The sequence below is a fragment of the Euzebyales bacterium genome, assembly GCA_035461305.1.
Taxonomy (GTDB): domain Bacteria; phylum Actinomycetota; class Nitriliruptoria; order Euzebyales; family JAHELV01; genus JAHELV01.
In genome coordinates, this window is the sequence record DATHVN010000074.1 from 37,092 (window position 1) to 48,184 (window position 11,093).

Below are 11,093 nucleotides of genomic sequence, written 5' to 3' on the forward strand. Positions count from 1 at the left end.
ACGATGAGCGACGTGCGTGGCGACGACCTACGCGAGCAGGTCCGGCGGCGGTATGCGGCGGCGGCCACCACGACGACCCCGGTCGGTGGCGACTGCTGTGGAGGTGGCTGCGGGACCACGGCGGCCGAGGACTTCGGCGTCGCGCTTTACTCCGTCGAGGAGCGGTCGGTGCTGCCCGAGGCGGCGGCGCTGGCCAGTCTCGGTTGTGGCAACCCAACTGCGGTCGCCGCCATCGCCGAGGGGGAGACGGTGCTTGACCTCGGATCGGGCGGTGGGATCGATGTCCTGCTGTCCGCCGCCAGGGTGGGACCAACCGGGTTCGTCTACGGCGTGGACATGACCGACGAGATGCTAGACCTCGCCGGGCGCAACGCTGCCGACGCCGGTGTGGACAACGTCGAGTTCCGCAAGGGTGACATCGAGGCGTTGCCGCTTCCCGACATGTCCGTCGACCTGATCATCTCCAACTGCGTCGTCAACCTGTCGGTTGATAAGCCGGCGGTGTTCGCCGAGATGCACCGAGTGCTTCGAGCGGGGGGCCGCATAGGTATCAGCGACGTCGTCGCCGAGGACCACCTCAGCGCCGACGAGCGAGCCGAGCGAGGCAGCTACGTCGGCTGTATCGCTGGCGCCCTGTCGTTCGCCGAGTACCGCGATGGGCTGGCCGCCGCGGGCTTCGACTCCATCGAGATCGAACCGACGCGCAGCGTCGTCGACGACATGCACAGCGCGGTCGTCCGCGCAACGAAGCCTTTGCGTCATGCCTGACTCAGGCGCTGGCGCCGCCAGGAGAACGAGGCCGGGGCCTCATGCACCATGAAGACCCGGGGGTGGCCGATACCCGGACGGTGTGACGGTACCTGCGCGTGACCCTGGGTGTGGGCGCTAGGCTGCCTCGGACAGAAACCATGCGCTGCGGGCGGTTTCCGTCCACGATCATGTCGGCGGGTCGTCGACCGGACAGAAGCCCGCCGGGCCATGGCGTGACGATCCCCATGATCACCTCCCCACCGGCCACGGCCCGGCGCGAGTCGTGCGACGTCGACGATCAGCGGCGCTCGCGCCTGGGAGGACCTCGGCTGCCTCACGGTCGGGTGCCGATGCCTTCAAGTGCATGGCGCGAGGTGGTTCAGTCAGCCGTCGGACGGCAGCGTGCGGCCGACCACGACCCAGTACATCACGAAGAGGCGACCAGTACGATCGTGCCGACAGATTCCACCGATCCCTCTGCCACGCCCCCAAGTACGAACAGCAGGGGCGGGAGCGGACCAGCCACAGCATCGCAACTGCCGCACGCCGGGGCAGGACGGCCGGCACGATGGACGTGACCGCCTGCAGTGTCAGCGCGATCGGCATCGTCAGCACGCCAAAGGCCATCGCTGCCATTGGGCCGAGCGACCCAACCCGACACACCGTTCTCGTCGATTCCGAGCAGCGTCCCGACGCGACCGGGAGGAAGACCGGCGGGGCCCGCGAGCGCGACCGACGACCACCAGACGGCTGCCCGCAGACCCCGCGATGCCTGCGGTGGGCGAGCAGGAGGCCCTGGCAGCACACCGCGACCTGCACGACGGTGGGCACCAGGGTCGGTTCGTCTGTGGACGACGGCGTGGGCGACCAGTGCGGCGAGCAGCGGGTTGACGAGCACGGCCGCTGCGCCGGGGCTGCCGATGAAGACGCCACGCCACGGTTGCTGCGGTCAACGGGACCACGAGCCCCACACGGATGCGGTCATTGGCCCGTGGCGTCAAGCCTCTGGCCGATGGCAGCGTGTCGGCCGCGCAGCGCGGTGGCGAACACGATGACCCGGCGAGCGGGAAGACGTACGTCCACTACCACGGCACGGCCGGCAGCACCCCCGCGGTGATCATCAGGTCGCCGCGCATCCCCTGATGCCGGCGGACCGCCAGGCCGGCGATGACCACCAGGCCCCGGCGGCGGCGATGATGCGCGCGATCAGGCCTCCGACGGTGGGGTCCTCGAGTGGCGTCGACACGCCGGTGCCGCCTTCGATCCCGCCAATCACACAGGCCAGGGCCTGCCACCACGTCCGCCGCAGCCATGACCACATGTGTGCGCCCCTGACGTCGCTGGCCGGCCGCGCGTGGCCGCCAGCTGGGCGCGTCGCCACCACAGGTCGCTGACCATGCCCACCACGACCCGGCGGACGATCGACGCCGCGACCAGAGCTGAGGTGGTCTCGATCGTCGCCGCCCACGCCCGCTGCTCCCACACATCCGAACGGATCTCGGCTCTCCACCGGCCGGCGACCAGGGCCGGCAGCGCCGCGGTGTAACGGTCGACCCGCCAGCGGGCGAACGCGTCGGCACGGTCGATCCCGCTCATGTGCCCGCACGCCCCGGCCGGCGGCCGGGCGTCGCGGCGGCTTGCTGCGCGCGCCATCCGGCCAGCGCCCGCTCGCCGGCGCCGGTCACCTCGTACAGCCAATGCCGCGGCCGGTCCTCCTCCGCGGCGATCGTGGGATCCTCCCACTGGGAGGCCAGCAGCCCGCGATCTTCCAGGCGGCCCAGTGCCTTGTACAGCGTGTCGTGCTACGTCAACGACCGCGCCCCTGCACCCTCGGCGAGCGCCTTGGCGAGCTCGAACCCGTGGAACCGCGGCTGCCCGAACCGCTGCGCTGCGATTACGGTCGCGAGGATCTCGACCTCGAGCCGCAGCAGGGTTTCGGGCTTGCGACGCACGATGCACAGCATGATGATCATCGAACACGTGCGGGTGATCATGTATCACGCGTGATACGCTACTGGTCATGAGTGAAGTCAATGTGCGCGAACTCCGCAACCATGGCAGCGAGGTGCTCGACCGCGTCACCCGCGGAGAGACACTGACCGTTACCCGCGCCGGGGTCCCAGTGGCAGAGCTCCGGCCGCTGCCGCGCAAGGCGACGGCCGCCTCCGCGTTGCTCGCGAGATGGCGCCGACTGCCATACGTCGACCCCGATCAACTGCGCAGCGACCTCGACGGCGTCATCGACGCCGGCCTGTGAGCGAACCGGCCGTCCATGGGCTGTTGGACACCAACACGGTGATTCTCCTGCCGCAGCTCGACGACCCATCGATGCTGCCCGCCGAGCCGCTCATCAGCACCATCACGCTCGCAGAGCTCTCCGTTGGCCCGTTGGTCGCGACCAGCGAGGAACAGCGCGCCGCCAGACAGGCGCACGTACAGCAGGCCGAAGCCGACTTCGACGCGCTGCCGTTCGACACGGCGGCGGCCCGAGCATTCGGACGCGTGACGGCGTCGCTGCGGCGCGCAGGTCGCAAGTCCAGCGCACGGGCGTATGACGCGATGATCGCAGCGGTGGCCATCGCCAACGGTCTGCCGATCTACACCGTCAACCCGAACGACTTCTCAGGCATAGACGACCTCGACGTCGTGGCCGTCCCGCATCCGCAGACCGCCCGATAATCGTGGCCGGTCCCGCATCCGCAGACCGCTCGATAGCCGTGGACGCCGCGACATACGTCAGCCTCGGGGGGTGTTCGGGACGCCGCCGGTGCGGCTTGTCGGTCATCTGCCTGATGGGCGGGCGCGGACGTGCATGCGTTCGCCGTCGGGACCGAACAGGGTGAGGAGCTCGACCGGCCCGGGTCCAGGGTTGCTCAGGGCGTGGGGGACCCGGGTGTCGAACTCGGCGACCTCGCCGGCGTCGAGCTGCAGGTCGTGCTCGCCGGCTGGAGCCGCAGCCGGCCCGATAGCACGTACAGCCATTCGTGTCCGGTGTGGACCTGCAGCTGGGGCTCGGCGGCGCCGCGCGGGCGGTGGTGGGGGGATGATCACCTTGTAGGCCTGCAGCGTCCCCTGGTGGCGCGTCAGCGGGTGGAACGTCGTGCCGTTGCGGGTCAGCGGCCGCGTGCGGACGCGCGGGTCGGGCGCGGTGGGTGTGTCGACGAGCTCGTCGAGCGGCGCCCGGTACGTGCGCGCCAACGGCAGCAGGTGCTCCAGCGCTGGTCGGCGTTGACCTGACTCGAGGCGCGACAGTGTGCTGATCGAGATGCCGGTCGCCTCGGCGACCTGTTCGAGTGTGCGGACCTGGCGTTGACGCAGTGATCGCAGGCGGGGGCCGATGGCGTGCAGCGCGGCGGCGAGGTCCTCGTCCATGCCTCCACTTTGCCGTACCGGCAGAGAACGTTGCAGCTGTCGCCCGAGCCGCGCAGAGTTGCCGCTGGAGGTGATGGACATGACCGATGCGTCTGATGCGCAACCGATCGGCGGACACACGGGCACCTGGGACGTGGCGGTGATCGGAGGCGGCGCAGCCGGGCTGAGCGGCGCTGTGGCCCTGGCACGATCCCGTCGCAGCGTGCTCGTGATCGACGCGGGACAGCCCCGCAACGCACCCGCCGCGCATCTGCACAACTACCTGTCGCGGGATGGCGCCGCGCCATCGCAGCTGCTGTCGGCCGGCCGCGACGAGCTCACCGGCTACGGCGGACGGATCGTGACCGGCACCGTCACGTCGGCCGCGCGGACGGACGGAGCGTTCCGTCTCGAGCTCGGCGATGGATCACCGGTGTTGGCACGTCGGCTGCTTGTGGCCACGGGACTCGTCGACGAGCTGCCCGCTGTCAACGGCGTGGCACAGCGGTGGGGTCGCGACGTGCTGCACTGCCCCTACTGCCACGGCTGGGAGGTCCGCGACCGCGCGATCGGCGTGCTGGCCACCACGCCGCTGACCGCCGAGTGGGCGTTGCTGTGGCGGCAGCAGAGCGCGGATGTGACCCTGTTCACGCACACCGCACCGCCCCCCGACGACGCCCAGCGGGAACGGCTCACAGCACGCGGCGTGCGTGTCGTCGACGGGCGCGTCGCCGACCTCGACGTGCACGACGACCGCCTGACAGGCGTGCGGCTCGACGATGGACACATCATCGAACGTGACGCGCTCGCCGTCCAGCCGACGTTCGCCGCGCGCATAGACGTGCTCGCTGGGCTGGGTCTATCGGCCACCGAGCAGCTCATCGGTGATCACGTTGTCGGCACGTTGATCGCAGCCGATGACAGCGGCGCGACCGACGTCGCCGGCGTGTGGGTAGCGGGCAACGTCGCGGACCTGCGCGCCATGCTGATCAGTTCGGCGGCCACCGGCGTGCACGCCGCCGCGGCGATCAACCACGATCTCGTGGCCGAGGACGCCGACCGGGCGGTCGAGCGGCACCGCGCCGAGCGGGCGCTGCAGACCACCGTGCGCGCTGGTGACACAGCCGACAGCTACTGGGACAGGTTCTACACCGAGCCGCACCAGCACTGGTCAGGCGAAGCGAACGCGGTCTTGGTCCGCGAGACAACGGACATGACCCCGGGAACCGCTCTCGACCTCGGTTGCGGCGAAGGTGGCGACGCGATCTGGCTCGCGCAGCACGGCTGGATCGTCACCGCCGTCGACATCGCCCGGCCGGCCCTGCAGCGCGCCCGCGAGCGGGCGGCCGCCGCCGGCGTCGGAGACCGGATCTCTTGGCTACGCCACGACCTCGCGCACTGGCAACCGACCGGCGCCTTCGATCTGGTGTCGGTCCACTATCTGCACTCGCCGAGCGATCTGCCACGTGAACGCATCCTGCGCGCCGCCGCATCCGTCGTCGCGCCAGGCGGTGTCCTGCTCATCGTCGGACATGCCGGCCCGCAACCCGCACATGTCGACGCCGAACCGGGCACGGACTTCCCGACACCCGACGAGGTGCTCGCCGACCTCGACCTCGAGCCCACACGATGGCAGGTCGAACGCGCCGCCGACATCCCGCGCGACACCCCGGGTGATAACGACAACCCGCACACCCAGACCGACGCGGTCGTGAAGATCCAACGCCTCGCCCCGTCACCACGAGCATGATGCCAGCCGCGCCGTATCCCCGGCTGTCCTATGTCGATGAGGGATGTCACGATCGCGCCTTGGGGGACGATGACGGTCCAGCAGTACGTCTGCTTTCGCCCGGCGTCACTTGAGAGGCGAGTCAGCTGACCGGTGTGCGATGGTCGTCGCACGTCCGCGTCACCGAGGTTGCGCGATGCCCACCTCGGGGCTACCCATGAAGTTGGTCGTCCCTCTCAAAGTGCGCTCGTCCCACTCACGGACGGCTGTCGGCAGGTTCGGTTGTAGGGCCGACGGGGAAGGCGTCGTCGGACTCGACCGGGGTCAGGTTGCGCCGCGCAACGGAACACGCGAAGTCGACCCACTGCTCCGGCCTGATGTCCCAGGCGTAGAACGCGCCGTCGGCGGCGGCGATCAGCACCGTGTTGCCGTCGGGGAGGTAGCTCGGGAACGCAGTGACGCCGGGTCGGCCGGGCGCCACGGTGCCGATGTGCTCGCCTGTCCGGGCGTCACACAGGCCGACGCGGCCATCCCCGCCGGCGCTTGCGAACATGGAGCCGTTCGGAGCCTAGTTGATCATCCACACCGTGTTCTTGTGGCCGATCACCGGCGGCCTGACCCACTCGTCCGTCGCTGCGTCGAGCACGCCGACCTGACCGGTCAGGCCGGCGACCGCGGCGCGCGTGCCGTCCGGTGAGAAAGCGGCGAAGGTGGGATGGAAGCCTACCTCCCCCGAACGGAGGACCCTGGCGTCCTCCAGGTTGACCACGTGGAACCGCTCGTCCCAGGTCAGGGCGAACGCCGTGCGCTGATCGGAGGCGACGAACGCCCAGCGCATCCGTTCGGCGAGCCGCACGGGGTCGGTGACCGGTTCCAAACGCTCGGCGTCGATCAGGTACAGCGCGCCGGCTCGCTCCCCGACCAGCAGCCGCGTGCCGTCGGTGGTGTAGTCGAGCGCGCCGATGTGACCGTCGCCCAGCGCGCGGTCCGCGATGAGCGTCGGCTCGCTCGTGCGTGTGTCCCACAGCCGACATGGCCGTCGCGACCGGCGGTGGCCAGGCGCCTGGAGTCGGTCGGTCGCCACGCCACCGCGCCGAACTCGCCGTGTCCGGTGTCGATCACCTGCCCAGCCCGGCCGCGGTCCACATCTACGAGCTGCAGCGTCGCGCCATACCCGCCGAATGCCGTGGTCTGGCCATCCGGGGCGGTCGGGCCATCACTTCACCCAGGGCCTCGTAGTCGAGTTGCACCTCGGCGCGGCGTGGGATGAAGCGCCGGGTACCTGTGAGGTCCCAGGCCAGCACCGCGCGATCGGTCGACGCGGTACAGCGTCGCGTCGTCTGCGCTGAATGCGAGGCTTCCCACTCCCTCTGCGTGCCCACGAAGCTGATCCACGGGCTCGCCGGTGGCAATAATCCCAGACGATCGCGGTCTGATCGGTCGACGCCGATGCAAGCAGCGTGCTGTCGTGGGAGAACCGGAGTTCGTTGATGTCCTCGGTATGGCCTTGCAGGCGGCGCTGCTGCAGCGTCGCCGCATCGAGGATGACGATCTCGTCCCCGTCCGCACCGCCACCTGCGTGCCGTCCGGGCTGAGCACCATCGCGGTGACGTTGTCTCCGTCGTGCGGCGTCGCCGTCCGCTGGCGACGTCGCACACGCGGCCAGGAAGCGCCCATCCCCCCTTGTATGCGACGTCGAGCGCGCTGGACCGTTCGGCTGACCGCCGAGCTGCCTTCGCTGCGGCTGGTGCGCGGATCGAGGAGGACGGGGAGCGGGTCGATCTTGATGGAGATCGGAAGTGGCGTCCAGTCGTTGGCGACCACCGCCAGCTGCTCGCCGTCGGGACTGAATTCCAATGTCCACGCCGGGTCGCGCACCGTCCCGACCTCGTCGAGCGTGACACGGTTGAGGAACGTCACGCCGTCGAAGGGATCGGCGACGGCGATCACGTCGCCGTCGGGACTCGCGGCGGCCGTCAGCGGCGGTCTGCGGTGGCGTGTGGCACCGATGAGTTGCGGGTCGCGTGACAGCGCGCCGAGCAGGTGGCACGTGTGTCGGGCGAGTCGTCGAGGCGGACGCCCTCGACGGCAAGCAGCTGCGAGCGGTCGTGGGTGACCAGCGCCTGCGAGCCAACGCGGCGGGCATCGGCAGCGCGGGCAGCGGTGGCCGCGTGGTCGGCCTGCTGCCACGCCTCCAGTCCAGCGAACGACAGCTGCTGCGAGCATGATGGTGGCTCCGGTCAGCAGCTGACGTAGCCGCCGGTTGACCCGTACCTGATGGCGAGCGCGCTCCTCGGCGGCGCGGCGCTCGGCGTCTGCCAGCGCCTGACTGGCGTGGAAGAACGCCACTCCGTCGGGTTGAGGTCGGGCTCCGCGCGGTCCCGCCACTCGATCGCGCGCGTCAGCCGCACGCCCCCGGTACCGCTCGCTGTCGGGGCGGCCCAGCGCGTGCCACGCATCGGCGGCGATAGTCAGGTGGCGCAGGATCCGCTGGCCGTCGACGTCGTCGTCCAGCCAGGCACGCAGCCGCGGCACGCGCGCACAAGCGGCGCGTGCGCCAGCTCGACGGTGCCGTCGTCGCTGGTCAGCAGCCGCTATGCGACGAGTTCTTCGATCAGCTCCTCTGCCTGGCGTCGGCGGTCAGCAGCCGCCCGCGGCACCCGGGCACGCACCGGCTCGCCGTCGACGGTAGGCGACACCAGGCGCAGCAACAGGTGCGCAGCACCACCCGTTGCGCGTCCGGTACCTGTTCATAGACGTGCTCGGCGGTCTGCGCGACCGCACCGCGGATGCCACCGCTGGCGCGATACGCGTCGACGGTGAGCGTCCGGCCCTCCCTCCGCTGCCGGGTCTGGCGCAGCGCGTGTGATAGCAGTGGCAGCGCCCGGCTCGCGTTCGACCTCTCGGACCAGCAGATCGACCAGTCCCGGCTCGAGCAGGAGGCCTGCCTGGCGGGCACGACCCAAGCCCCGAGCGGAGGGTCCGCTCGCTGACCCATCGACCCGGACCTTCGATCACCACACGTAGGTTCGTCTCCGCCATGGGTCCTAGGAGATGCAGCCCGGCTCCTACTGTCTGTCCCTAGCCTCCGCCATCCGCCTCGGTGATGCTGTCGTACACAGACACGGATTGCCCAACGGGCAGTGGAGGCGCGAGGAGGCGCAGATGGCCAATGTCCAGCCGCTCCGCAGGGAGGACCTGCCCCAGTACGAGGATCTGTTCAAGATCTACGAGCAGCAGATGGGTTTCGTGCCCAACAGCTTCTTCACCATGGCCCGGCAGCCCGAGATCCTCGACGCCTTCCGACAGCTGATCCTGACGGTGTGGACCACCGGCGCTGTCGATCCTCAGCTCAAGCCGCTGATCGCTCTGATGACCAGCCATGGCGCCGGTTGCCGGTACTGCCAGGCACACGAGGTTGCGCGTTCTCATCAGGCAGGTGTGTCGCTGAATAAGACCGCCGCGATCCATGACTTCGAACGCAGCGACCTGTACAGCGACGCGGAGCGCCTCGCGCTGCGGCTCGCCCTGGCCGCGGGACAGAGCCCCAACGCCGCGACCCCAGAGCACTTCGAGGACCTGCGACGCCACTTCGACGAAGGGCAGATCGTGGAGATCGTCGCGGTGATCGCAGCGTTTGGATTCCTCAACCGCTGGAACGAGACAATGGCGACCGACCTGGAACCGGAGCCGCTGGCACTGGCGCAACAGACCCTCCAAGGCCTGGCCTGGGAACCAGGTCGGCACATGCGTTCGCAGCGGTAGTCACGCGCACTCTCAGCCTGGGGGCGCGCTTGGATGTCATACGTGCGCAAGGACGCCCTCGAGCGGCCGAGGCACGCTGGTGAGATCCAGTGCGTCGACGAGCAGACGCGCGTACTGGATCTTCCGACCGGCCGACCGGAGCGGGTGCCCATGAAGCGCCGAAGCTGCCGTTCGCTGCTTCGTCCCCGTTGCGCAGGTTGCCTCTGGAACGTGCGGAACGAACCAAGCTCGCGCTGAGCGTCGATGACGCGTTCCACGGAAACGACGCCAAGGGAGCGGATCAGCTCGTCCTCCAAGTCCTCAACACAAATATAGAAACCCAGTGCCTCCATCTCGGCGTGGGTGAGGTTGGAGCCGAGGCCGGCCCGGCCGAGACCGCGCTGGAAGTCGCTCGTCTCTGCGGCGTCGCACAGGCCCGCCACTGTGACGTCAAGTCCATTCGGGCCAAACCGGTCCAGGAAGCGCGCAATGTTGGACGCACCTCCCATCGGCACGATGGAAACCCCCTCGGCACCAAGGTCCCGTCCGCGCCGCTCCGCCAGCGCTTCCAGCGCGTGCTGGTCGCTGATGCCCTCCACGAGGACGACTGCGCGCGGCGTCCTGCCGGCGACCAGCGCCGCCGTCACCGCACGCTCCAGCAAGATCCCACCCCGGCAGCCGCCCGCTCGACGGTTGCTTTGTGTTCGCGCTGCTGCTGCATGTCCTAAGCATCGCAGCCTCGACACCGCGCCGCGGCCCCGGTCGATGCGATTCGAGATCCCCTGACTACGGGTGGGTGTGGTACGCCGTCGAGGGCGCGTGGTCGACGTCGGCGAGCCGATCGTCGACCGAGGCCTTGGCGGCAATCCGCTGTTGCACGGTCGGTCCGATGAGCCGGGCGGACGTGCGCACCGAGATGGTGAACGCGAAGAACAGACCGAAGTCCTGCACAGCCGGCATGCTGGTGACGAACAGGCCGGGGATGTTGGTCTGGAAGTGATCGTCGAGGCGTGGGTACCCCCTTTCCAGCGCCAGGCGGGGCAGCAGGTTCCCGGCGGCCAGTAGGGGGATGCGGGTCATGTCGACCTTGTAGCCGGTGGCGAAGATGACATGGTCGACGGTGATCGTCTCGTCGTTGTTGAGGGTGATCTGCAGTGCGCCGTCGGGGTCCTGGTCGCACGCGGTGATCTGGCTGTGGGGCCACAGGTGGACCGTGTCGTGGCTGATCCGGTCGGTCAGCCACGGTTCGAGCTTGAGCCGTCCTTCGGTCCAGAACCGCGCGTTGACGGCCGCCTTGTCGTCGTCGCTGAGGTTTCGGAACCAGCCGGGGCTGTCGACCATCTGGTCGACCTGCTGGTTGAACAGGACCAGTCCGAGTGGGTGAACGCGGGCGTGTCGTGGCGGTAGCAGACGTCGACCGATGCGGCCCCCTCCTCGTTGAGCAGCGCAGCCCACTCGAACGCGCTCTGCCGGCCTCCGACGATGAGGCAGCGCTTGTCGCGTAGCGAGGCCAGGTCGA

13 protein-coding genes are annotated in these 11,093 nt (G+C 69.6%); 7 read left to right on the forward strand and 6 right to left on the reverse strand.

Features of this window, described 5'->3' with window-relative positions; genetic code table 11:
• Positions 1–3 precede the first annotated feature (3 nt).
• Together arsM and VK923_06965 are read left to right on the forward strand one after the other, a co-directional pair.
• Positions 4–768: an arsenite methyltransferase gene (arsM, locus tag VK923_06960; GenBank protein ID HSJ44402.1), complete on the forward strand. Its 765-nt coding sequence runs from the start codon at positions 4–6 to the stop codon at positions 766–768.
• Between the two features lie 957 nt (positions 769–1,725).
• Positions 1,726–1,893 (forward strand): hypothetical protein, encoded by a 168-nt coding sequence (locus tag VK923_06965; protein HSJ44403.1) that lies wholly within the window; start codon positions 1,726–1,728, stop codon positions 1,891–1,893.
• Between the two features lie 129 nt (positions 1,894–2,022).
• Here VK923_06965 and VK923_06970 read toward each other — a convergent pair whose 3' ends face one another.
• Positions 2,023–2,346, reverse strand: a complete 324-nt coding sequence (locus tag VK923_06970) for a hypothetical protein (protein ID HSJ44404.1) — start codon at positions 2,344–2,346, stop codon at positions 2,023–2,025.
• 206 nt (positions 2,347–2,552) lie between these two features.
• Complete coding sequence (locus VK923_06975) at positions 2,553–2,744, reverse strand: hypothetical protein (protein HSJ44405.1); 192 nt, start codon at positions 2,742–2,744, stop codon at positions 2,553–2,555.
• 26 nt (positions 2,745–2,770) lie between these two features.
• Here VK923_06975 and VK923_06980 point away from each other — a divergent pair, with 26 nt between their 5' ends.
• A complete protein-coding gene (locus VK923_06980) occupies positions 2,771–3,007 on the forward strand; it encodes a type II toxin-antitoxin system prevent-host-death family antitoxin (GenBank protein ID HSJ44406.1) in 237 nt (78 codons plus the stop codon).
• On the forward strand, positions 3,004–3,429 hold the full coding sequence (locus VK923_06985; GenBank protein ID HSJ44407.1) for a type II toxin-antitoxin system VapC family toxin: 426 nt from the start codon (positions 3,004–3,006) through the stop codon (positions 3,427–3,429). Before VK923_06980 ends, VK923_06985 begins: the two co-directional genes overlap by 4 nt.
• A 102-nt stretch (positions 3,430–3,531) precedes the next feature.
• Here VK923_06985 and VK923_06990 read toward each other — a convergent pair whose 3' ends face one another.
• Positions 3,532–4,122, reverse strand: coding sequence for a helix-turn-helix domain-containing protein (locus VK923_06990; GenBank protein ID HSJ44408.1), 591 nt, complete (start codon positions 4,120–4,122; stop codon positions 3,532–3,534).
• Between the two features lie 79 nt (positions 4,123–4,201).
• Here VK923_06990 and VK923_06995 point away from each other — a divergent pair, with 79 nt between their 5' ends.
• The gene (locus VK923_06995) at positions 4,202–5,851 is read left to right on the forward strand and encodes a methyltransferase domain-containing protein (GenBank protein HSJ44409.1); all 1,650 of its coding nucleotides are present in this window, start codon (positions 4,202–4,204) and stop codon (positions 5,849–5,851) included.
• A gap of 235 nt (positions 5,852–6,086) precedes the next feature.
• Here VK923_06995 and VK923_07000 read toward each other — a convergent pair whose 3' ends face one another.
• Both VK923_07000 and VK923_07005 read right to left on the reverse strand, forming a co-directional pair.
• Complete coding sequence (locus VK923_07000; GenBank protein HSJ44410.1) at positions 6,087–6,383, reverse strand: hypothetical protein; 297 nt, start codon at positions 6,381–6,383, stop codon at positions 6,087–6,089.
• A 15-nt stretch (positions 6,384–6,398) separates the two neighbouring features.
• Positions 6,399–6,914: a WD40 repeat domain-containing protein gene (locus VK923_07005; GenBank protein ID HSJ44411.1), complete on the reverse strand. Its 516-nt coding sequence runs from the start codon at positions 6,912–6,914 to the stop codon at positions 6,399–6,401.
• Between the two features lie 940 nt (positions 6,915–7,854).
• Between VK923_07005 and VK923_07010 the strand changes: the two genes are divergently transcribed.
• Both VK923_07010 and VK923_07015 read left to right on the forward strand, forming a co-directional pair.
• Positions 7,855–8,058 (forward strand): hypothetical protein, encoded by a 204-nt coding sequence (locus VK923_07010; protein HSJ44412.1) that lies wholly within the window; start codon positions 7,855–7,857, stop codon positions 8,056–8,058.
• 937 nt (positions 8,059–8,995) lie between these two features.
• Entirely contained in the window at positions 8,996–9,595 is a 600-nt protein-coding gene (locus VK923_07015; protein ID HSJ44413.1) for a carboxymuconolactone decarboxylase family protein, read from the forward strand.
• Between the two features lie 765 nt (positions 9,596–10,360).
• On the opposite strand, the gene VK923_07020 is transcribed toward VK923_07015, so the two are convergent.
• Positions 10,361–10,915, reverse strand: coding sequence for an FAD-dependent oxidoreductase (locus VK923_07020; GenBank protein HSJ44414.1), 555 nt, complete (start codon positions 10,913–10,915; stop codon positions 10,361–10,363).
• Positions 10,916–11,093: the final 178 nt, after the last annotated feature.